Annotated in this window: 18 protein-coding genes and 1 pseudogene; 11 read left to right on the forward strand and 8 right to left on the reverse strand. The window is 40.1% G+C overall.

The features are described from left to right. Positions 1–44: 44 nt before the first annotated feature. The 3 genes from C7Y70_RS01310 to gltX all read left to right on the forward strand — a co-directional run bounded on the left by C7Y70_RS01310 (position 45) and on the right by gltX (position 2997). Positions 45–1007 (forward strand): GGDEF domain-containing protein, encoded by a 963-nt coding sequence (locus C7Y70_RS01310; RefSeq protein ID WP_135473104.1) that lies wholly within the window; start codon positions 45–47, stop codon positions 1005–1007. A 63-nt stretch (positions 1008–1070) separates the two neighbouring features. Continuing rightward, positions 1071–1430: a glutaredoxin gene (locus C7Y70_RS01315; RefSeq protein WP_099294938.1), complete on the forward strand. Its 360-nt coding sequence runs from the start codon at positions 1071–1073 to the stop codon at positions 1428–1430. Between the two features lie 82 nt (positions 1431–1512). Then, a complete protein-coding gene (gene gltX / locus C7Y70_RS01320; protein ID WP_135473105.1) occupies positions 1513–2997 on the forward strand; it encodes a glutamate--tRNA ligase in 1485 nt (494 codons plus the stop codon). Positions 2998–3043: 46 nt separating this feature from the next. Here the strand turns inward: gltX and C7Y70_RS01325 are convergent, their stop codons facing one another. Further along, a complete protein-coding gene (locus C7Y70_RS01325) occupies positions 3044–3430 on the reverse strand; it encodes a hypothetical protein (protein ID WP_135473106.1) in 387 nt (128 codons plus the stop codon). Positions 3431–3968: 538 nt separating this feature from the next. Between C7Y70_RS01325 and C7Y70_RS20740 the strand changes: the two genes are divergently transcribed. Then, positions 3969–6557: a S8 family serine peptidase gene (locus C7Y70_RS20740; protein WP_167850779.1), complete on the forward strand. Its 2589-nt coding sequence runs from the start codon at positions 3969–3971 to the stop codon at positions 6555–6557. Between the two features lie 117 nt (positions 6558–6674). On the opposite strand, the pseudogene C7Y70_RS20785 reads toward C7Y70_RS20740, so the two are convergent. The 3 genes and pseudogenes from C7Y70_RS20785 to C7Y70_RS01340 form a co-directional block, all read right to left on the reverse strand. Continuing rightward, positions 6675–7397, reverse strand: a pseudogene (locus C7Y70_RS20785) (histidine kinase dimerization/phospho-acceptor domain-containing protein); the annotation flags it as partial. Beyond that, on the reverse strand, positions 7394–8074 hold the full coding sequence (locus C7Y70_RS01335; RefSeq protein WP_135473108.1) for a response regulator transcription factor: 681 nt from the start codon (positions 8072–8074) through the stop codon (positions 7394–7396). The pseudogene C7Y70_RS20785 and the gene C7Y70_RS01335, both read right to left, overlap by 4 nt. Then, a complete protein-coding gene (locus C7Y70_RS01340; RefSeq protein ID WP_135473109.1) occupies positions 8074–8508 on the reverse strand; it encodes a DUF3019 domain-containing protein in 435 nt (144 codons plus the stop codon). The genes C7Y70_RS01335 and C7Y70_RS01340 overlap by 1 nt, the downstream gene beginning before the upstream one ends. 454 nt (positions 8509–8962) lie before the next feature. Here C7Y70_RS01340 and C7Y70_RS01345 point away from each other — a divergent pair, with 454 nt between their 5' ends. The 3 genes from C7Y70_RS01345 (at position 8963) to C7Y70_RS01355 (ending at position 12034) form a co-directional block, all read left to right on the forward strand. Continuing rightward, positions 8963–9667: a DUF3581 domain-containing protein gene (locus C7Y70_RS01345; protein WP_135473110.1), complete on the forward strand. Its 705-nt coding sequence runs from the start codon at positions 8963–8965 to the stop codon at positions 9665–9667. Between the two features lie 104 nt (positions 9668–9771). Then, positions 9772–11016 carry a DEAD/DEAH box helicase gene (locus C7Y70_RS01350; RefSeq protein ID WP_135473111.1) on the forward strand — a complete coding sequence of 415 codons (1245 nt, stop codon included), beginning with the start codon at positions 9772–9774 and terminating at the stop codon, positions 11014–11016. A gap of 43 nt (positions 11017–11059) precedes the next feature. After that, positions 11060–12034: a sensor domain-containing diguanylate cyclase gene (locus C7Y70_RS01355; RefSeq protein WP_135473112.1), complete on the forward strand. Its 975-nt coding sequence runs from the start codon at positions 11060–11062 to the stop codon at positions 12032–12034. 331 nt (positions 12035–12365) lie between these two features. Here C7Y70_RS01355 and C7Y70_RS01360 read toward each other — a convergent pair whose 3' ends face one another. Then, positions 12366–13322: a hypothetical protein gene (locus tag C7Y70_RS01360; RefSeq protein WP_135473113.1), complete on the reverse strand. Its 957-nt coding sequence runs from the start codon at positions 13320–13322 to the stop codon at positions 12366–12368. A gap of 259 nt (positions 13323–13581) precedes the next feature. On the opposite strand from C7Y70_RS01360, the gene C7Y70_RS01365 reads away from it, so the two are divergent. After that, a complete protein-coding gene (locus C7Y70_RS01365) occupies positions 13582–16467 on the forward strand; it encodes a pitrilysin family protein (protein WP_135473114.1) in 2886 nt (961 codons plus the stop codon). Positions 16468–16630: 163 nt separating this feature from the next. Here the strand turns inward: C7Y70_RS01365 and C7Y70_RS01370 are convergent, their stop codons facing one another. Together C7Y70_RS01370 and C7Y70_RS01375 are read right to left on the reverse strand one after the other, a co-directional pair. Further along, a complete protein-coding gene (locus C7Y70_RS01370; protein ID WP_099294925.1) occupies positions 16631–16951 on the reverse strand; it encodes a helix-turn-helix transcriptional regulator in 321 nt (106 codons plus the stop codon). Between the two features lies 1 nt (position 16952). Beyond that, entirely contained in the window at positions 16953–17357 is a 405-nt protein-coding gene (locus C7Y70_RS01375; protein ID WP_180270397.1) for a hypothetical protein, read from the reverse strand. Between the two features lie 327 nt (positions 17358–17684). On the opposite strand from C7Y70_RS01375, the gene cysE reads away from it, so the two are divergent. Together cysE and C7Y70_RS01385 are read left to right on the forward strand one after the other, a co-directional pair. After that, positions 17685–18500, forward strand: coding sequence for a serine O-acetyltransferase (gene cysE, locus C7Y70_RS01380; RefSeq protein ID WP_099294923.1), 816 nt, complete (start codon positions 17685–17687; stop codon positions 18498–18500). 24 nt (positions 18501–18524) lie between these two features. After that, complete coding sequence (locus C7Y70_RS01385; protein ID WP_135473115.1) at positions 18525–19181, forward strand: hypothetical protein; 657 nt, start codon at positions 18525–18527, stop codon at positions 19179–19181. A 3-nt stretch (positions 19182–19184) separates the two neighbouring features. Here the strand turns inward: C7Y70_RS01385 and xseA are convergent, their stop codons facing one another. Further along, entirely contained in the window at positions 19185–20519 is a 1335-nt protein-coding gene (gene xseA / locus C7Y70_RS01390) for an exodeoxyribonuclease VII large subunit (RefSeq protein ID WP_135473116.1), read from the reverse strand. Between the two features lie 135 nt (positions 20520–20654). On the opposite strand from xseA, the gene guaB reads away from it, so the two are divergent. Then, the gene (gene guaB, locus C7Y70_RS01395) at positions 20655–22124 is read left to right on the forward strand and encodes an IMP dehydrogenase (protein ID WP_099294920.1); all 1470 of its coding nucleotides are present in this window, start codon (positions 20655–20657) and stop codon (positions 22122–22124) included. The last annotated feature ends 73 nt before the right edge of the window (positions 22125–22197 follow it).

The raw sequence follows: 22197 nt of genomic DNA on the forward strand, positions 1-22197 counted from the left end.
GTTGTTCTAGACTTAAGCTTATGTATTCATAAGGTAGATATTAAATGGCGAACCCTTGCGGACATGAGTGGGTTGTATCCATAACCCAACAAGAAGAAGAGCCCGGTTTAGATCAGGCTTTGCTAAGGGCGATTTCGGAGCTTGCAGAAATTGATGCTTTTGCGATTTATGTTAATAAGCACTTTAATGATGATGTAGCGCCTATATTACTGAACAAAGACTCCCCTTTGGGAGCATTAGAGAACCATGAAATATCATCAATCTTGCAAAAGGTATCAAAAAATAAGATACGCATAAGTGCAGCCTTTGGCTCTTACACAAGTTACATTCCTATGTATTATTTAGGCCGTGTCATTGGCATGTTACTGGTTGAGACGGATCATGAGTTAGCTGAGCGTACAACTATGCTCAGCATTCATATTTTAAATGTGTATGCGAATCAACTTGCCCTTATTCATCGTTCACGGTTAGACCCCCTCACAGAGCTTTTAAATCGACAAACCTTTGATACCAAAGTGATAGAGATTGTATCAGATGATGAATTTTCTTTATCAAATGACGCGCAAAGTTGGTTTTTAGCCATCGTCGATATTGATCATTTTAAACGGGTTAATGACAATTTTGGCCACGTGATTGGGGATGAGGTCATTTTGTTACTGGCGAGGCTACTCAAAAATAATTTTAAAGTTGATGACTTTGTGTTTCGTTATGGTGGTGAAGAATTTGCTGTACTCTTTAATGCTAAAAGTGATTCTGACGCACTTCATATTCTTGAGTGCTTTAGAAATAACGTAGCAGAATATCCTTTCCCTCAAGTGGGTCAGTTAACCGTGAGCATAGGTTATTTAAAGCTGACAGAGGTTGATATGGTGGCCTCACTTGTCAATAAAGCAGATTTAGCCCTATACCACTCAAAAAATAATGGCCGTGACCAGGTTACTTCGTACCTTGAGCTTAACCTTGTTGAAAAAGTTCAAAATGACGATGATGGCATTGAGCTTTTTTAATGCTATTTTGATGGCTGTTATGCTAAAATCCGTGCCCTTAATTTGTTGTCGATAGGGTAGAAAATGAAATTAGTTCGTTGGATTTTAGGGTCTTTAATCTTATTTTTTGATTTTATATTTACACCGCGTAGTAAAAAGCGTGCGCCAGAGGACCAAGCAAAGCTCGATCAGCAAACTCGTGATTTTAAACTCTATCAATTTAAAGCATGCCCATTTTGCGTAAAGGTGCGCCGCGCGATTAAACGTGAAGGCTTAAAAGTAGAAACCCGCGACGCAAAAAACAATGAACAATATCGCCAAGAGCTGTTAGAGCAAGGTGGCAGAGTTAAGGTTCCTTGCCTGCGTATTGAAAAAGATAACCAAGTAACTTGGTTATACGAATCAAACGATATCATTGCCTATTTAGATAAAGTCGCAGCCTAAGGCGAGTGACCACTTCGAAAATTGCCCTTGCTATGCTAGCATCAGGGCAACTTTTATAGTCCTTTTTTAAAGAGAATATACTATGACAATCCGTACTCGTGTTGCTCCGTCACCAACAGGTGACCCGCATCTTGGCACTGCTTATATTGCCTTATTTAATTACTGTTTTGCTAAACAGCAAGGTGGTGAGTTTGTACTTCGTATTGAAGACACAGACCAAGTACGTAGCACGCCAGAATCTGAACAAGCGATTATGGATAGCCTACGTTGGTTAGGGCTTGAGTGGGATCATGGTCCTGATGTCGGCGGCGAGTTTGGCCCGTATCGTCAATCTGAGCGCAGCGATTTATATAAGAAATACGCACATCAGCTCGTTGATGAAGGCAAAGCGTTTTACTGTTTTGCAACCAGCGAAGAACTTGACCAAATGCGTGAAGAGCAAATGGCAGAAGGTTTACGTCCAAAATACGATGGTCGTGGTTTAAAATTATCGGAAGAAGAAATTAAAGCGAACTTAGCTGCTGGTAAGCCGTACGTTATTCGTATGAACATCCCATCTGAGGGCACATTTAAATTTAACGATTACCTGCGTGATGAGATTGAGATCCCGTGGGAAAATGTAGACATGCAAGTGCTACTTAAAGCCGATGGTTTTCCAACGTACTTTTTAGCTAACGTGGTTGATGATCACCACATGCAAATCAGCCATATTTTCCGTGGTGAAGAGTGGATTAACTCTGCACCTAAGTTATTAAAGCTATACGAAGATTTTGGCTGGGAAGCGCCTGTACTTGGTCACTTACCATTGCTACGTAACCCTGATAAATCAAAGCTATCAAAGCGTAAAAACCCTACCTCTATTAATTACTATAAAGAAATGGGTTACTTGCCTGAAGCGGTACTTAACTACTTAGGTCGCATGGGTTGGTCAATGCCAGATGAGCGTGAAAAATTCACCCTTAATGAAATGATAGAACATTTTGACATGAAGCGAGTGTCACTGGGTGGTCCGGTGTTTGATGTAGATAAGCTAAGCTGGCTAAACGGGATGTGGATCCGTGAAAACCTAACAGATGCAGAATTGATGCAACGTTTTGTGGATTGGAAGTTTAACGGCGATATGCTTGCTAAAGTATTACCAGAAGCGAAAACGCGTATAAATACACTTTCTGACATGGTTGATTTAGCAGGACATTTTGTAGGTGGTATCCCGACTTACGAGCCAGCACTTTTAACAGCCGGTAAAGCTGACGAAGATGTTATTCGCCAAGCGTTACAGTTCTTTATCTGGCAGTTAGAGGGCGTGCGTAGTTGGGAGAAACCTGAAATATTCGCTATTGCTAAAGCGGTAGCGACCTTCCATGAGTTAAAAATCAAAGATTTCCTAGAACCAATATTTGTGGCTATTACTGGCAAAACATCGTCTACCTCGGTTTTAGATGCAATGGAAATTTTAGGGTCTGACCTATCGCGTGCACGCTTACGAGTCGCGCTTGCCCATTTAGGTATTTCTAAAAAGCAGGCTAAAAAGATAGAGCGTGCTTATCGCGAATATCCAAACGGTTAAAATACTTATCAATTAGCCCTATAAACCGAGCTCTATGCTCGGTTTTTTAATAGCTATAAGACTGACCAATACATAAGTAAGCTATTTCACATTCATATTTGGCATATGTCACAGCTTTACATTGCTCAATGGTATAAGCGTTCGCTCCTCGGTTTACAGCATCTTGTTTTAATAAAGATTGGGCTTCGGCTTTTAAGTTCTTTTTATTAACAGTTCCTTTGCGACCCTCTTTATAGTTTGTACAGCTGAGCCCCTCTATCTGGCCCATCATCGTTGCACCCATTTCGATTGCATGTTGGTGGTTTCGAAACTTATATAAATCATGTTTAGCAATTTGATTTGCAATCATGTATTCACTGATATTTGTAGACAGAGTGATAGAGCTACAGCCACTACACAATAATAAAAGCAATAAAAAAAATTCTTTATTCATTTTGGCTCCGTTGACCTCTCAAGGTTAAATTTACAGTAGTCTGTTTTGTATTTAGGCAAGGCAACGACTATATGGTGTGGTTTTTACCCATAAATAGGCGGTAATGCAGCATCAATGCCAAACAAGCGCTTCCTTTAAATGGCCCCTAGTTTGAACGAATTTTAATCCGTAAAAGTCAACAGACCCTCGTTACTGCTTTTTATTATTATTCATTTTATTAGTATAACCTTTCGTTTAAATTCAACTTGTTAAAAATTGTAAGCTTTGCAAATATAAAATTAAAAAAGGAGCATTTTTGTGTTAATGGTAATGTTTTTGTAAATATGTAAAAACAACTTTTTATAAATTAAATACATGAAAAAAAGTGTTATTTATTATTTTGGTTTGTTGTTATGTTTATTTTGTTAATGCGGTGTACAAAATGCTACACGTTTTAGCGTCACTTTTAACCCTGCTTATGGTTGAATTGTTTGTACAAGCTTTGAATTACTATTCAGATTGCTTGAATAAATACAATCTAATTATCCAGGGGACACTTATGCAAGTGAAGACAATTTCAATTGCTGTTGCTGCTGCAATATACAGCGCGAGTGCAGCTCATGCTGCTGACATTGAGAGTTATACAAAAGAGAATGTACTAAAAGCGCCTAATTTCACTTTAGAGCAAGTTCAGGCATTACAGAAAGAAATAAACTCGGTTGAACAACCAATCACTGAAGTAGCTGATCTTAACGTTCAAGTTAACGCACGTGGTGCGAAGTTCGTAGAAGAGAACTCAGAGGGTGAGCATATCTACATTGTTCGGTTACGAGATGCATCAGTGAGCGTTGCTGCCAATACCCCGAACTCTCCACTAACTCGTGCGCTAACTGCTCCAAATTCAAAGTTATTTGAACGAGGCCAAGCAACAAGTCGAGCGGTTATAACATATGAGAATGAACTAAAACAAAAACAACAACAGGTTTTTTCTGAAGTAAGCTCAGTTACTGGACGCACTGAGATACGGCGTCAATTTACTAAAGCCATCAATGGTTTTTCTGTCAAAATGACAGAAAGTGAGGCCGCGCGCGTTGCAAACCTAGGCAGTGTTGCCTCTGTAATGCGTTCAAAGCATTACGATTTATTATCAGATGAAGGCCCAAAACAGATCAAAGCCGATGAGGTTTGGTCTGGTGCTGCCTCAAGTGCAGGCTTGAAGCTCAAAGGTGAAGGGCAAATTATTGGTATCATTGATTCAGGTGTTAATACTGATCACCCATCATTTGCCGATATCGGTGGCGATGAATACGATCACGAAAATCCATGGGGTAATGGCCAATATGTAGGGGATTGTGTTGAAGAACCTGAGCATGTTCAGTGTAATGATAAATTAATTGGTGTTCGTTCGTACGATGTAATTACTGACTCATATTCGGCAATGATCCCTGGTTGGCCTGCAATAGGCGAAGATTACGGTGGTCATGGTTCACATGTCGCATCAACGGCAGCGGGTAACGTTATTAATAATGTGCCGTATATGGTTGCCGGCACTGGTGAAGAAATGGATGGTAAAGTGATCAAAGCAGATCTATTTCCTGAAATTTCGGGTGTTGCCCCTCATGCGAATATTATTTCATATCAAGTATGTCATTCAACAAATGAAAGTGATTACAGAGGGTGTCCTGGTGAAGCACTGGTTGCTGGGATTGAGGATGCCATTGGTGATGGGGTTGATGTTATTAACTTTTCAATTGGTGGTGCAGACTCAAATGTATGGGCTGATCCTGTGCAGTTAGCATTTTTATCGGCGCGCGAAGCGGGTATTAATGTCGCGGCGGCTGCAGGTAATTCTGGCGCTGATGTTTGCGGTGCAGCAGAATGTTTGGGTTATTTAGATAATTCATCACCTTGGCTTAGCCAAGTTGCAGCAACCACTCATGTTCGAAGTGTTGTAGTAGAAACGGCTGTTGAATATGCTGGTTTTGCAAATGATGAGTTTGGATCAGAAATACCTACTTGGTCGGACGCAGGCCTTGTAGGCGGTTCTATTAATGATCAAGAAATCACCGGCGTAGTGGTTTGGGCAAAAGATTACGAAGATTCAAATGGCGAGAAAGATTACAATGGATACTGCGTCAATGAATTCCCAGCCGGCACGTTTGATTTTTATAAAGATGGTACTGCAATCGATGGAGCTGCTGAAGGAGATACGAAAGTCCTGGTTGTTTGTCAGCGACATGCACCCAATGATCCTAACGGTAATGCCCGTACAGCGAAGTCTGATAACATAAAGTCGGGTGGTGCAGATGGCTTCATCATGTTTAACCGTGATTCAGATCAAGGGACAGTTGCAGAGAGTTACTCTTTACCAAGTGTGCATTTTACATATGACCAATGGAATGGTGTGTGGCCAGAAGAAGGGCTAGCTGATTGGGTTGATAGCTATTCAGAAAAAGGCCATATGATCACAATAAAGCCAACCGTTATTGAACGCCGTATTAATGAAGAAGATGCTGATTGGTTGGCTACATTCTCTTCGCGTGGACCTTCTTATTCAAATATTGAAGTACTTGCACCAACACTTTCAGCACCTGGCGTGAGTATATATGCAGCATACTCAGACGAACACCCGTTTGTATCTACTCCTTATGGTGCAGCTTACTCAATGAGCAGTGGTACATCGATGGCTTCACCTCATGTCGCTGGTGCTATGGCACTGATCCGTCAAGCACACCCTGAGTGGTCTGCCGCTGAAGTTCAATCGGCCCTCACAATGACTACTGATAATGATGTTCAATATTATCGTTTAAATCAAGTTGGCGGTGATTCAGATAAAGCACAGATTTATCGTGCGGGTGCTGGGCGAATTAATGTTGCTAATGCCGTTCAATCTGGCTTGGTAATGGATGAAAGTGCAGAAAACTTCTTAGCAGCAGATCCATATAATGGTGGTACGCCACATAAGCTTAACTTACCAAACTTAGTTAACTTTTCATGTGCACCTGAGTGTCAATGGGTGCGTACGGTTAAAGCAACCAAAGATGGCACTTGGACAGTAAGTCACGAAGATGTGGTTAACTGGAGCTTTGATAAGCAGGTTCTGCATTGCAATAGCCATAAAGCTTGCTTCACAATTAACCATGGCTAAATTGTTTCTTAAAATAAAATTTAGCCCATAAAGATCAAGCTTATTAACTTCAGTCTCAATTAATTGGTTGAGATTAGTTGTGTATTGACTAAATACGCTGTGTTGATGCTCTAAGCGCGCAAATGAGAGGTACTGCTCTAAACGCAACTCAATTTCTTCAATATCTCGTTCTAACTGATCACGCTCTTCATTATTGTAATTTGAAATTGAAAGCGCGAATTGCATTCTAGTTAAAGGTGTACGAATTTCATGAGAAATAATGCGGGATAAATCACTATGTAATTGAATAAAGTTTTCGATTCGCTCAGACATTTCGGTGAATGTGCCTGCAAGTGGTGCAATAGACGAGCTGGGCTTAATGGGTAGATTAAATTTTTCAGGTTTCTTACTAAAACGCTTGGCAGCATTTTGTAAGATACTTAAATCACGGAAAACTGGGCGTATGAACAATAGAATAAGCCCACCTAGTAACAAGTAAAAGGTAATAAAGGCGAGCCAGTTTGTTGTTTGCGTAGGCGTTAAATTTATAGGGCCGATGCGGAAGTTTTTTTGTTTATCACCCTTTAAGTAAACATATTGCTGCTGCTCTAGCGTAACCGTTAATATACCTTCATTCTCAAATTTTTCCCTCAAGTTACCCGAAAGGAATAGCTGAGAATCATTTAATTCTTCTATTTTTTCTTCCTTATGCTCAATAAGCAATCTCAATTCTTTAACGCTCAACTGCACACTAAGAGGGGGGGATGAGAATAGATGGTTATAAAGTTGTCCAAATGCTAACACGAGGGCTATTAAGCTAATTGGAATGACAATATAGAGTTTTAAAAACTGTCTATTCATGGCTCAGTTATGTCCAAGCTATACCCTTTGCCACGAACTGACTTAATATCTAAGGATGCGTGTTGGTTTTCAAATAGCTCTTTAAGCTTTTTGCGTAACCGGCTTATTTTTAAATCAATGGCTCTGTCTAGACCATTATATTCACGACCAATTACATGTTTAAATAATACTTCTCTCGATACCGGTTGAGGGCTATTTTTTACTAAAAATGAAATGATTTCAAACTCGTTTTCATTTAGCTTCAGTGGGGTATTTAGAAATACGGCGTCGCGCTTTTTGACATCAATATATAAATTTTGTGAGTCTTTATTAAACTCTTGTTGTTGGCTGATAATATTTTTCACTTTTGCCAACAATAGTTCTGGTCGGATAGGTTTAACTAGGTAGTCATACGCGCCTAATTCTAGTCCCTTAATTTGTGATTGAATGGAATCCAGTGCGGTTAAAAATATCACCGGGCAATGATGATTTTTTCTCAAATCTTCAATTAGTGCAAAGCCATTACCGTCAGGGAGCATTACATCGCAGATAATTAAAGTGGGGTTAAACATAATGTCATGGTCATTGTAGCTTTGTGCGGTATTAAATACATCAACCGTATATTTTTGTTTTAATAAAAATTTTTTTATTAAAGTGGCAAGCTTTAAGTCATCTTCAATAACAAATATATGGTGCATTATAAACTCCAGCCAAATCGGCGCTTGATGCGATAATCACTTGCTTTGTAACGAGCAATTGATAACTCTTGCTCTTTAACAACTTTGTTGGTCAGAGGATCAATAAGTTGTATTTTTATAGAGTGAGAGGTTTGTAATTTTAAGTGCTCTTTAATTACCCCTTTTTTAGTGTAGCACTGTGTGTATTGTGGAAGGTTTGTTATTTCAAGACATAGTTCTTTAAAGGGCGCCAAGGTAAAATTAATTTTTATGTTGAATTGGCAAATTTTTTGTTCTGATTCGGTCACACATACTGTAGGAGAAATCTCTAAATAAGGTTTATCAACAGGCTTTGCCAAAGCGTACATGCTAAAAAATACACTACATAATACTGTAATGTGGTAGATTGACTTTTTAATTTTATCGAAGATTTTAAAACCCTTAGGGTAATTCAAAACTGATACACCTAAATAATTGGCAGCAGAGTTTCTAATAATGGACTTGCTGCCTACGTCTCTTTCTATTATTTATTCTTAACGTATTATCAAATAATGCTAGTTAATCCGACTTAAATATCCGAAGGAAAAATAGTTTTCCTATTTTTCACACGTGTATTCAAGCTAGCGAACTTATTGTACTTCCACCAATAGGCTTATACTACGCAACTTGAATAGAGAACCAGTGTCACCTATTTTCCGCGAGTTGTTAACTACTTGTACAAAAAGCTACATTTTATTATACGCAGTACTAATTAATAATATTTATTTTAGACGTTGGCCATACTGTATTTTAAGTTATGCAAGGAAGTGACTGTAAGGTCATAAACAAAACTTTAACAGATTCGACCTCTATTGTATTTTTATCTGGTAGTATAGTCAGGTTATAAGCAGTTTAAGTAGTGAACAAACAATGTTAAGTCCTTATTATCAGCAACATGCTGACTATGTCTCTATTTCTCGCGAGCAAGGTTGCCGCTTTGCTAAGTGTGTAGCTGATGATTACAACCCGCTTCATGATAAAGACGCAAAGAAATTTTGTGTACCGGGAGATCTATTGTTTTCGTTGGTATTAAGTAAGTATGGTATCAGTGAAAGAATGGAGTTCACCTTTGCAGGTATGGTGGATGAAAATTCAAAACTTCATTTTCCACCCGGGTCAAATGAGTTTGATATTACAAGCGGTGAAAAAGTCATGCTTAAAGTTAAGCGTGAAGGGAAAACAAGCCAGTGTGAAACACTTACTAACAGTTTGATAAAAAATTATGTAGAGTTTTCTGGTACTACGTTTCCACATGTCATCATTCCACTTATGGGTAAGCAAGATGTTATGATAAACCCGGCTAGGCCGATGGTTATTTATGAGTCTATGTTGATAAACCTCGATACATTGGATATCACAGCACCAACATTAGAATTTGCTGAACCTGACTTCGAATGTGCTGGTAAGCGAGGTAAAATAACCTTGCGATTTAATTTGCTTGAAAATGGCAGTAAGGTGGGATCAGGAGAAAAACATATGGTCGTATCAGGCATAAGAGAATATTGCCAAGCGACCGTTGACGATTTGATTGCATTTTACAACGAGCGTAAAGAAACGCTTAAGCCCGTAGCTTAAAACCGCAGTTATTTAAACATCTCTAAGAAGGCGCGTAAGCGCCTTTTTTGTTGCACGTTTTGCGCGTACAATAATGCTAATATTTGTCATTCCAAGTCTATCTTATGTCTGCTGCAACCTTTACTGATCTTCATCTAGACCCTTTATTACTCAAAAGCCTTGAGCTAACTGAATACCAAACTCCTACAGCAATTCAGCTACAAACAATCCCACTCATTTTGGCAGGTCATGATGTCATGGGAAGTGCGCAAACAGGTACCGGTAAAACAGCTGCCTTTGTATTGCCTTTATTACATAAATTAATCACAAGTGATAAAAAAGATGAGCAAGGCACTGTACGAATTTTAATTTTAACGCCAACCCGAGAGCTTGCTCAGCAGGTATTTGCTAGTTTCGAAAAATATGCACAAGGCTGTGATATCAAAGGTGCACTAGCATATGGCGGCGCCAGTATTGGCCCTCAAGTCAAAGCGATGAAAGAGGCGCAAGTGGTGGTTGCAACCCCTGGGCGGTTACTTGATCACATTATCAAAGGCAGCATTACATTATCAAGCGTAGACTCGCTGGTATTTGACGAAGCTGATCGCATGCTCGATATGGGCTTTATTGACGAGATTAAACGTATTTTGCGCCATGTGCCACGTGACCGTCAGACTTTATTATTTTCAGCCACCTTTGATGATAGCGTGTTTGAATTGAGTAAAAAGTTACTCAAGGACCCTAAGCTTGTTGAAGTTGATAAACGCAACTCCGCTGCCGTAGAAGTGGAACAAGTGATTTATGCCGTTGATGAAGATCGTAAGCGAGAGCTGGTCTCCCACATGATAGGAATGAAAAACTGGCGCCAAGTACTTATTTTTACGCGTACAAAACAAATGGCAGACAAGTTAGCCAAAGAAATGTGTAAAGACGGACTTAAAACGGAGTCTATCCACGGCGATAAATCACAAGGTGCGCGTGATAGAGCACTGCAAAACTTTAAAGAGGGGACCACTCGTGTGCTTGTTGCAACGGATGTTGCTGCGCGAGGATTAGATATTGTCTCATTAAAGTATGTGATCAATTTCGAGCTCCCTTATATAGCTGAAGATTACGTTCACCGAATTGGTCGAACGGGCCGAGCGGGTGAGCAGGGCCTTGCAATGTCATTAGTAAGTCTTGATGAGCAGTGGCTTCTTGAAGAGATTGAAGTCCTTTTAGATACTCGCCTAACGCCACAATGGCTGGCAGGCTATGAACCTGACCCAAACAAAAAGCCTAAAGATAACCGTAAAAATACGAATAAATCGCGAAAAGACCGTGATAAAAAACGAATTCTAGGTAAAAAAAGTTCAAACCGCCGCCGATAAGTCTTTTATACTTAATTTTAAGTAGTCAGCGCGGGTGCCCAGTATGTTTAAAGCTAATCAGTGGATGTTCTCAGAAAAAGATAATCATATATCTTTACAAAAGTGGCAGAAAACAGTCGATTTATTGACTGAGTTGTTTTCTGCCCCTGCGGGTTTTATTGTGCAGTCTGTTGATAAAGGTTATCGGGTAGTGATTGCCAGCGAACAGCAAGAAAACCCCTATGATGCAGGCACCTTTATACCCAATGATGTAAATATATTTTGTAAAAAGGTGGTCACAGACAATAGTGCGCTCTATGAGAAGCATGCTAGCAAAGAAACGTTTTGGCTTGATAACCCCGAAGTCGTTAAAGATGGTTTTGAGTCATACCTCGGTTTGCCCATCCATTGGCCCGATGGTGAGGTGTTTGGCACATTATGTGTAATGGATTTCGAACCGACAGATTATCAACGCAACTATTTAGAGTTAATCAAGCAACTAAGAGACATGGTCGAAGATGACTTAGAGATGGTTAATAGTTTCGTGCAAATGCGTGAAATTGCCATGCTAGACCCGTTGACGAATATTTATAACCGCCGTGCATTGAGTTTACTGGCTCAACAAAAGATTAACTTGGCTAGGCGGTTGGGCTTTGATGTATGTTGCTTGTTCATAGACATTAATGACTTTAAAAAACTAAACGATCGTTTTGGTCATGAAGTGGGTGATAATGCACTGATTACATTGGCTGAAACATTGCGAATGCGTTTAAGGGATGCCGATATCATTGGCCGTTTAGGTGGTGACGAGTTTATCGCGGTGATTCAGATTACCGACAAATCACTTATTGATAATGTGCTTAATAAAATATGCGACGGCTATAAAACTGCATTAGCTGAAAAAGACTTACCATGTTTAAGTTTAAGTATTGGCTATAGCTTTAGCTCTGTGCAAACAGAGCCCTTTGAGGTATTGCTTGATAAAGCAGATCAAGATATGTATAAAAACAAACAAGCACTGAAACTCTCAAATGAGTGAGTAATGCTTGCTGCATTGTTAGGGTCTGTTGACCTTTCAAGGTTAAATTTACAGCAGTCTGTTTGGTGTTTAGGCAAGGCAGCACCTATGTGGTGTGGTTGTTCCCCATAAGTAGGTGATAACGCAGCATCAATGCCAAACAGGCGCTGCCTTTCGGGTTCTGCCTAGGGGCGATTTACTCTTTGTTACCTACATGGATGTAGGTAAGAGGCGTTAGCAGGACGCGCAAGCTTTGCTCGGTTTTGACTTAGTCCACTAGGTTACAAGCCTCGCGCCGCGATTACATCGCTCCTAGTTTGAACAAATTTCAATCCGTAAAGGTCAATAGACCCTAAGCTATTTGCTTTTCGGCTAGATTTAATTCCATCGTTGCTTTTAACAAGCGATAAAGGTTAATTGATGCGTCAATTTCTTCTTTACGGTTTGTTAAACTTTCAATATTTAATCCAAGTGGTACATCCAAATGAGCGCAGCTTTGTAAAATCAAATCTAAGTTTTCACGGCAAATACGCACCGACTCACTCAGCGGGTTATGTGAATCCAGCATGCGCCATTTTGTGGCCTCAGGTACAGAAATCCCTAACCACTGCATAAAATCTAACGTTTTTTCACTGCCACATGGGGTAAAAGTCAGTATGATTCGTTGTGGCTTTATACCTTGTGCTTTGCAGCTGCGTGCATAACTGGTGATTAAATCAATTGTGGCTTGGGCATTGTAAACAGCTTGCGAGATAAAAAATTTGCACCCTTGTGCGGTTTTTTCAAGTAAGCGCTCGTGTTCGTTGCGTTTACTGGCGTGGCGCTCAGCAATCGTGACGCCACCTAAAAAGAAGTCATCCGATTGTTGCTCTAAAACTTTATAGGCATTTGGTAAGCTTAGCTTGATATCACCTTCAGATGAAGGGCTACCCACCAGTACTAAGTTTTTTAAATCAAACTGGGTCTTAGTTTCATGTAACCAGGCTTTAAATTCTTCCTCGCCACGCTGTGCAACACTTTTATAAGTGATCACATCTTGAGCGGATAAATTACGCAATAAGTGGCTGTATTCTCTTGGATCCACAGTCTGTTTAAATGGAAAAGGACGAGGCTTATCAGTACGGCTGCTTTCATCTTGAATATCATAAATAATCACACCGTCGTATTCAATTTCATGCAAACGACCTAATAGCTTTTGAGCAATGGTTTCAAGTTGGGCTTTATCGGTACCAATGCGCGGTGGCGTGGTGCCAATTAAGTAAACACCCTGATTGGTGTCTTCAATTTTCTCTTGTAATGATAAAGCCATAATCCTCATTCCAGCCAATTAACTTTCTATATCAGACAATATAGCAGCCATTTAGACGTCTAGATAGATTTTTTTAATGAAACTTTCTCAATGTGTGTGAATTTATCTCATGTTTCTTCTGGTTTTAGGTACGGGAAATACACAACTGTTTACATAAATCATTGGCCAAGGGGTCTTATATTTCCTCACTTTGTTGCATAATCGAAGTGATGTAGACATATTTATAACTAAAAAAATATTCAACTAACAAGGGATAACAATGAAATTTAAATTATTAGCAACGAGCCTAGCCGTTACGCTAGCACTGAGCGGGTGTGCTAGCAATGAAAGTACAACCATGGTTAAAGAAGTTGAAATAGAGCAAAACTCTGTAAACACTGCAAACGACCGTGTTTTTTCACAAGACTACGTACTAGAAGAGTTAGATAACGGTTTACGTGTGATGATTGTTAAAACCGATTATCCAGATGTTGTTTCATTGCAAATCCCTGTATCAGTCGGTTCACGCAATGAAGTAGAAGCGGGTAAAACGGGTTTTGCGCACTTTTTTGAACACATGATGTTTAAAGGATCTGAAAAGTTCCCGCAAGACGTGTATTCAGATATCTTAAAAAATTCAGGCGTTGATAACCGCGCTTATACAACTAATGATTACACTAACTATCACCTAAACTTCTCGAAACAGCACCTTGATAAAGTACTCGAAATTGAAGCCGATATTTTCCAAAACTTAAAATATTCAGAAGAGCAATTTCGTACAGAAGCATTAACCGTTAAAGGTGAATACCTTAAAAATAATGCCAGCCCTATCCGTAAGTTACTTTCAGCTGTGCGTAATGAAGCATTTGAAAAACACACATACAAACACACTACAATGGGCTTTTTCGAAGACATTGAAGCCATGCCAGATCAAATGGCGTATGGTAAAGAGTTCTTTGAGAAGTTTTACAAACCTGAATATGTTTCATTAGTTATTGTGGGTGATGTTGATACAAAAGACACCATGGCAATGGTTAAAAAACACTGGGGTAACTGGCAAAAAGGCGACTATGTTGCTGATATTCCAAAAGAGCCAAAGCAACAAGCGGCTAAGTACATCCATGAGAAAAATGAAGGGTTACCTGGGCATTGGTTACTTGTATCTTACAAGGGCACAGCTTGGCAGCCAGAAATAAAAGACCGCGCAGCATTGGATTTACTCTCGCAGCTTTATTTTTCAAATAACTCAGCGCTATACCAAGAGTTAGTAGTTGATAAACAAATTGCCAGCCAAATGTTTACTTATAACCCAGATACAAAAGATCCGGGCTTACTACATGTATTTGTAAAAGTAGAAAACGAAGAAGACTTAGCTAAAGCGCGTGATGCAATTAATAATACGTATGCAAAAGCGCGTACCGAGCTTGTAGATAGCCAAAAGCTTGCTGATTTGAAATCTAACTTAAAATACAGCTTTATTAATGGCCTTGATTCATCTCAGTCGATTGCATCAACACTTGCAAGCTATATGCACTTTGAGCGCGATCCAGAAGTGATTAACCAACTTTATGCAACCGCGGATAGTATTACTGCCAAAGATATTCAAGATATTGCTAACAAGTACTTTGTTGACAGTGGCCGCACAACGGTAACCATGTCGGCACTTGATAAGATAGCCGGTTTTGAAAAAGAAGTTGACCTAAATACGCTAGTTGCAAGCAAGCAAACAGTCAAAGAGCGCCACTTTAATGTGCTTGATAAGACCAATAGTTCACCATTGATTGACGTTAATTGGCTATTCCACACAGGTGCAGCCGCTGATCCTAAAGGTCAAAAAGGGGTTGCTGCACTCACCGCTGCAATGCTTGCACAAGGTGGCTCTGAGTCTAAAAGTTATAATGATATCAAAAAAGCACTGTATCCATTAGCCGGCAGCTTTGGTTATCAAATAGATAAAGAAATGATTTCATTGCAAGGGCGTGTCCATAAAGATAATGCCGCTCAGTGGTACGCATTGGTAAGTGAGCAATTACTTAATCCTGGTTTTAGAGAAGATGACTTTAAACGTTTAAAGAAAGAGTTGATTGACGGTATTAAATCGGGCCTAAAAGCTTCAAACGATGAAGAGCTTGGTAAAGAAGTGCTTTATCATAAGCTTTATCAAGGTCACCCATATGAAAGTTACAACTATGGTGACTTGTCAGATCTAGAAGCATTAACACTTGATGACGTAAAAGCGTTTTACGCCAAAGAGTTCACTCAGGCTAAATTAACTGTTGGTCTAATTGGCGCTGTACCTGAGTCTCTAAAAACCACCATGTTTGCTGATTTTAGCGATTTACCGAAAGGGGAGGAGAGTCGTTTATCAATACCTGATGCACCAGAACTTAAAGGGCATCATGCCACTATTGTTGAAAAGTCAGCGCAATCAACAGCAGTTTCATTTGGTTTCCCAATTGATACTATTCGCAGCAGCGAAGACTGGACCGCACTTTGGTTAGTACGTTCGTACTTTGGTGAGCACCGTAGCTCTAACTCATATTTGTATGAACGTATTCGTCAAACACGTGGTATGAACTATGGTGATTATGCGTATATCGAGTACTTCCCACGAGGTATGTTCCAAACAAAACCGGATGCTAATTTAGGTCGTTCAGAGCAGATATTCCAAGTTTGGTTACGCCCATTACGTTCAAATAACGATGCACACTTCGCAACACGTACGGCTTTATTTGAACTTGATAAACTGATCAAAAATGGCATGACTGAAAAAGATTTTGAGGCAACGCGCAATTTCTTAATTAACTTTGTGCCGCAAATGGTTGCAAGTCAAAACCGCCAGTTAGGGTATGCGCTTGATAGTGAGTTTTATAACACTGAAACGTTTGTTAAATACGTAACCAGCCAGCTTGAAAAGCTAAGCCTTGCTGATGTAAATCGCGTAATAAAAGAAAACTTACAAACAGACGATATTCAATATGTATTTATCACAGGCGATGGTAAAGATATGAAAAAACGCTTAGCGTCTGAGCAAACATCACCTATGGTGTATAACGCAGAAAAACCAGCAGAGCTTGTTGCTGAAGATAAAGTAATCGCTGATTACACGTTATCAATTCCTGCGAAAAACATTGAAGTGTTGGCTGTAGACAAGGTATTTGAATAACAAATATTTAGATAACTAAGATGTTTAATTTAAATGCCCCAAATTTGGGGCATTTTTATAACATTGCGCCAACTTTTATGCCTAAGCCAAACAGTATGATAGCACTGACGATAATTACTAAAGTGATATGACCTCGCGTTTGTTTTGTCATGACTTAAACTCCTTATTTCATAATTAAGAATACGGTGATCATGCCAAGTGCAAAGCTTGCAAAAGATGAGATTGCTATCACCGCCGTTATCTTTTGTTTATTAATAACCTGTGTTTTAGAGTCAGGTGCTGCGACCTCTTCAAGTCGTATCAATTCACCTTGGCGAACCTCCAATACAGCACACAAGGCCATGGTGGTTTCTTTCGATGCTGCGCCTTCTTTTTCTACTCGTTGAATAGTTCGTAAACTCACGTCACAGGCATCTGCGAGCTGTTGTTGAGTCCAATCTAGCTTTTGCCTTAATGTTCTCACTGTTGTGGGATTAAGTTGCATACTAAAATTTCCCCAGTAAAAACTCTAAAATTGTAATGAGTAAATAGCCGCCAATGAGTCCACCCAAAAAGCAGCCCGCAAGAACTTTTAGCGACGTTTTTGGATTGTTAAATAGTGATGATTGTTCGTAGCTTTTTACGAGCTTTTTATTTTTAAATAGTGAGCACTGAAGTTTTCCAGTCAAGATATTCAGCATTTCAAATTTAACACTAAATGTATTACCTGATAGTTCAAATTGGTGTTTGCTTGCTACATTAATGTTTCGTTTTTCACTAACAAGCTCATCATTGATATAGACTTCTTCTTTACCTGTGAAGTAGCTACCAAAACAGGCTATTTGATCATCGCCATCTTGAAAGTAAAATTTATAACCCAGTTTTTTAGTATTTAGTATGTCGTTATTCATCATCATTTATCCTTGTTGAGTTGATGATGCTAATTTAGCGATTATTTTTATTATTTACGCCGTCAGTTATATGCCAATGGCTATATTGTCATATGACATAACGACTGTCATGTGCTGTTAACTCCTGAATTAAATGGAATTTTATTTTTTTAATACTTATTTGCTTTTTATTGTTTGTCATAGGGTGCTGATAAGTTTGTTCATAAGTAATGGGATTAACTTTGTTATATCTAATAGCCAGAACAAATAATGACAGTATTAACACATCAGTCATTAAATCCGTTAAACTTACCTAAAGCACATTTATATTTTATTTAAGGCCGTCCTATGCGTCATGAAATTTGGCAACAACTTCGTTCTGAAGCAAATGAAGTTGTCACGCGTGAACCTTTATTAGCAAGCCATGTTTACTCATGTATTTTGAACCACGAATGTTTAGGTTCGGCGTTAAGCTTTATTGTGGCTAATAAATTAGCTGATGCGGTTGTATCAGCATTCACCATTAGAGAACTATTTGACCAAGCCTTTGTTGATTGTGACCGAATGTTGACCCACGTTGCAAATGACATAAAAGCAGTTAAAGATCGTGACCCAGCTGCCGATACTTACTTAACAGTCATTTTAAACTTAAAGGGTTTTCATGCAATACAAGCACATAGACTTGCCCATTGCCTCTGGCGTCAAAACCGCAAAGAACTCGCGCGGTTTATTCAAAGCCGTACCTCAGAAGTATTTGGCGTTGATATCCATCCTGCTTGTAAAGTCGGTCATGGTATTATGTTTGACCATGCAACTGGCATAGTAATAGGGGAAACGGCGGTAATCGAAGACAACGTATCCATTCTGCAATCTGTCACGCTGGGTGGTACTGGTAACGAAAAAGGTGACCGTCACCCTAAAATTCGCGCTGGCGTTTTAATTGGTGCTGGAGCAAAAGTACTTGGCAACATAGAAGTCGGTGAAGGGGCTAGAATTGGTGCAGGCTCAGTTGTATTAAGCCCGGTACCGCCGCATACCACTGCTGTCGGGGTTCCTGCTAAAATAGTTGGTCAGCCAAACTGTCCTTGTCCAGCAGAAAGCATGAATCAAAACTTTTTAGAAGCAGAGCCTGTGAACGAATCGCACACTAGTGCCATGTTATAAATGCCGTAAAGGAATTACCGCGTAATGATAAAAAATAGCCCATTGTCTTTATTACTCGCCTTTATTACGGGTATTATTATAGCTTCAGGCTATTTTTTGCTTACCGCTCCTTTTGAACAAAGCATTGAGAAAAAGCATATTCAATCAATTTCAAAAGCATCATTAAACAGGTTAGAACCCATCCAAACAGTTACGTTGGATGTTGCTGAAACATCTGTACAGCAAACTGAAATTAATAGTAATAATGATAATGCTAACGTTACAGAGCAATTACAGCTGCAAGTTGTTGCTTTAAAGCGTGAGCTTGCAACACAAAAAGCTGCAGTGAAAAGTTATCGAAAACAACTACAAGGCCCTTCTGATTTTGAGCAAATGCTGCTTGATAAATTTGACCAGCAAAAACGTGATGAGGAATGGGCTTACCGCACTGAAGTTGCCTTACAGGATTTTTTGATAACAGCCGACTTATCTATTGCCCCTGAATTAGTCAGTGCTGAGTGTAAAACCTCTGTGTGCAAGTTTGAACTTGTCGCGCCGCAAGGCAATGAAGAGTTTGATCACAGGCAATGGCGAGAATTAAACGATAAGTTAGTGAAGCAAGCGTTTTGGCAACAATTTAAAACCAGCACATCAACTTCGAGTGACAGTGATTTTAAATTGTTGCTCAGCACAGAGCAGTAATTTTTAGTTAGCCTGAGACTCAATGGTGCCATCGGCCAGCTCTGTAATTAAAATATCACCAGAGTTAACCTGTGTTACCGACTTAATCACTTTACCTTGTTTTGATTTAGTAATGCTATACCCGCGCGCGAGCACATTTAAGGGGCTAACTGAGTCTAATCGACCAGCCTGCATCGCAAGGTTATTTTTAGCACTCCCCAGCTGCTGTTGCATTGATTGTTGTAATCGCGCTTGCAGCTGTTGCAATTGATGATCCGCTTGCGAAAGCTTTCTATCGGGGGAGCGCTGTAACAAACGAGGCTTTAAGTTAGCTAAACGGCGCTCTTGTTGATAAAGGCGTTGCTGCATGGCATTTTGCAGTGCAAGAGTGAGCTCATCTAAGCGTTGCGCTTGCTGAGTAAGTTGGTTGCGAGGGTGGCAAAGTGTGAGTTTATGCTCCAGCTGCACAGCAAGTCTGAATTTATCAGCCACTTGGTGTTTAAATGCATTCGCTAAGCGATTAAGCATTTGCTGAACTTGATTTGTTAACTCAGCACTGTTTGGGCTAACAAGCTCTGCGGCTGCACTGGGGGTTGCTGCACGTATATCGGCAACGTAATCACTGATTGTGGTGTCGATTTCATGGCCGACGGCACTAATAATTGGCAGTTCGCTTGCAAAAATGGCGTGCGCAAGCTGCTCGTGATTAAAGCACCATAAATCTTCTAGTGAGCCGCCGCCACGGCCAACTATGAGTACATCGACTTCATTACGAATATTCGCGAGGGTTATTTTATCAATTAACTGTAAATGTGCATCTTTACCTTGCACCATGGCAGGGTAAATTACCACCTCAAGTTGTGGAGCGCGGCGCTTGAGTACCGTTAATATATCTTTTATTGCAGCCCCAGTAGCGGAGGTTACCACTCCCACCCGATGCACAACATTAGGTAAAGGTTTTTTATGCACAGAGCTAAACAGCCCTTGTGCTGCAAGGCGCATTTTTAATTCATCAAACTCTTGTTTTAACTGACCTTCACCAGCGGCTTCCATATGCTCAACAATTAATTGATAATCACCACGGGGTTCGTACAAAGAGACCCGTGCTCGCACAGTCACTTGTGCGCCATTTTCAGGACGATAACGTTGGTTACGATTATTACCGCGCCACATCGCGGCTTTTACTTGAGCACGGTCATCTTTTAAAGTGAAATACCAATGACCTGATGCGGGCGTTATAAAATTTGAGATCTCCCCCGTTAAAATTAACGACGCAAATCCTTGCTCGAGCACTGTTCTTATTTCTCGATTTAACCTGGAGACGGTATAAATCGTTTGCTGCTTTGAAGTTATGGCCATAAAACGAACCTTAAAAACGCTGATGGGGGTATTTTATCATAAATATTTGCTAAATCTTATTTACTCATGCCGATAACGCTGATAAAATTTGGCCGCAATTCCTTATACAAGATCCACATGTGAGAAGTTGCCAAAATGCTTAGAATTGCTAAAGAAGCTCTTACCTTTGATGACGTACTTTTAGTACCAGGTCATTCTACTGTTTTGCCACACACGGCAAATATTTCAACTCGCTTAACGCGTGGTATCAAACTTAACTTGCCGCTAGTTTCAGCATCTATGGATACTGTTACCGAAGCTCGCTTAGCGATTGCTTTAGCGCAAGAGGGCGGTTTAGGTTTTATCCACAAAAACATGACAATTGAAGAACAAGCTAAAAACGTACGTAAAGTTAAAACGTACGAAGCGGGCATTGTTTCTTATCCTGTTACTGTTACAGCGGATTTAACCATTGCGGATGCAGTTGCACTTTCTGAAGAAAAAGGTTTTTCAGGTTTTCCGGTAACGGATGCTGATAATGGCCTTGTTGGTATCGTAACCAGCCGTGATATGCGTTTCGAGACGAAACTTGAGCAACCAGTTTCAACTGTTATGACTAAAAAAGACAAGCTTGTTACCGTAAAAGAAGGTGCAGCACGCGAAGAAATTTTAGGCTTAATGCACGAACACCGTATCGAAAAAATTCTTGTTGTTGATGATGCCTTTAAGCTAAAAGGTATGATCACAGTAAAAGATTACCAAAAAGCACAAGACAAGCCAGATGCATGTAAAGACGAGCAAGGCCGTCTACGTGTTGGTGCAGCTGTTGGTGTTGGCGCCGGAACTGATGAGCGTATTGCTGCATTAGTTGAAGCAGGCGTAGATGTATTACTCATTGATACTTCACACGGCCACTCTCAAGGTGTTATTGACCGCGTAGCGGCAACACGCCAAGCATTCCCAGATTTACAAATTGTTGCAGGTAACGTAGCAACAGCTGAAGGTGCGATTGCCCTTGCTGATGCGGGTGTTGATGCAGTTAAAGTAGGTATCGGCCCAGGCTCAATCTGTACGACACGTATCGTAACCGGTTGTGGTGTACCACAAATTACGGCTATTTCTGATGCTGTTGAAGGCCTTAAAGGTCGCGACATTCCAGTTATTGCCGATGGCGGTATTCGTTTTTCAGGTGATATCGTAAAAGCATTAGTTGCTGGTGCATCATGTGTCATGGTTGGCTCTATGCTAGCGGGTACTGAAGAGGCACCTGGCGAAGTTGAGCTTTACCAAGGTCGTTACTACAAATCATACCGTGGTATGGGCAGCTTAGGTGCGATGGATCAAAAAGAAGGTTCATCAGATCGTTACTTCCAAAAATCTAATCAAGCTGACAAGCTAGTTCCTGAAGGGATTGAAGGTCGAGTGGCTTATAAAGGCCCAATCGCAACCATAATTCACCAACAAGTGGGCGGCCTGCGCAGTGCAATGGGATTAACCGGTTGTGCCACAATAAATGAGCTAAACACTAAACCACAGTTTGTACGCGTTACTTCGGCGGGTATGGGTGAATCGCACGTTCATGATGTGCAAATCACTAAAGAAGCGCCTAACTACCGCTTAGGTTAATCTACCTAACGTATTGAAATTACCGGGCCAGCATTTGCTGGCCCTTATTTATAGTCATTCAGGTTACCTGAAT

It is taken from the genome of Pseudoalteromonas sp. KS88 (genome assembly GCF_004766475.1).
Taxonomy (GTDB): domain Bacteria; phylum Pseudomonadota; class Gammaproteobacteria; order Enterobacterales; family Alteromonadaceae; genus Pseudoalteromonas.

Excerpts from the sequence above, each read along its gene's own strand:
- xseA (WP_135473116.1), bottom strand. The coding sequence starts at position 20,519 with ATGGCCATAACTTCAAAGCAGCAAACGATTTATACCGTCTCCAGGTTA.
- C7Y70_RS01365 (WP_135473114.1), top strand. The coding sequence starts at position 13,582 with ATGAAATTTAAATTATTAGCAACGAGCCTAGCCGTTACGCTAGCACTG.
- C7Y70_RS01355 (WP_135473112.1), top strand. The coding sequence starts at position 11,060 with ATGTTTAAAGCTAATCAGTGGATGTTCTCAGAAAAAGATAATCATATA.
- C7Y70_RS01310 (WP_135473104.1), top strand. The coding sequence starts at position 45 with ATGGCGAACCCTTGCGGACATGAGTGGGTTGTATCCATAACCCAACAA.
- C7Y70_RS01350 (WP_135473111.1), top strand. The coding sequence starts at position 9,772 with ATGTCTGCTGCAACCTTTACTGATCTTCATCTAGACCCTTTATTACTC.
- C7Y70_RS01360 (WP_135473113.1), bottom strand. The coding sequence starts at position 13,322 with ATGGCTTTATCATTACAAGAGAAAATTGAAGACACCAATCAGGGTGTT.
- guaB (WP_099294920.1), top strand. The coding sequence starts at position 20,655 with ATGCTTAGAATTGCTAAAGAAGCTCTTACCTTTGATGACGTACTTTTA.
- C7Y70_RS01345 (WP_135473110.1), top strand. The coding sequence starts at position 8,963 with ATGTTAAGTCCTTATTATCAGCAACATGCTGACTATGTCTCTATTTCT.
- gltX (WP_135473105.1), top strand. The coding sequence starts at position 1,513 with ATGACAATCCGTACTCGTGTTGCTCCGTCACCAACAGGTGACCCGCAT.
- C7Y70_RS01315 (WP_099294938.1), top strand. The coding sequence starts at position 1,071 with ATGAAATTAGTTCGTTGGATTTTAGGGTCTTTAATCTTATTTTTTGAT.
- C7Y70_RS01385 (WP_135473115.1), top strand. The coding sequence starts at position 18,525 with ATGATAAAAAATAGCCCATTGTCTTTATTACTCGCCTTTATTACGGGT.
- C7Y70_RS01335 (WP_135473108.1), bottom strand. The coding sequence starts at position 8,074 with ATGCACCATATATTTGTTATTGAAGATGACTTAAAGCTTGCCACTTTA.
- C7Y70_RS01325 (WP_135473106.1), bottom strand. The coding sequence starts at position 3,430 with ATGAATAAAGAATTTTTTTTATTGCTTTTATTATTGTGTAGTGGCTGT.
- C7Y70_RS20740 (WP_167850779.1), top strand. The coding sequence starts at position 3,969 with ATGCAAGTGAAGACAATTTCAATTGCTGTTGCTGCTGCAATATACAGC.
- C7Y70_RS01370 (WP_099294925.1), bottom strand. The coding sequence starts at position 16,951 with ATGCAACTTAATCCCACAACAGTGAGAACATTAAGGCAAAAGCTAGAT.
- cysE (WP_099294923.1), top strand. The coding sequence starts at position 17,685 with ATGCGTCATGAAATTTGGCAACAACTTCGTTCTGAAGCAAATGAAGTT.
- C7Y70_RS01375 (WP_180270397.1), bottom strand. The coding sequence starts at position 17,357 with ATGAATAACGACATACTAAATACTAAAAAACTGGGTTATAAATTTTAC.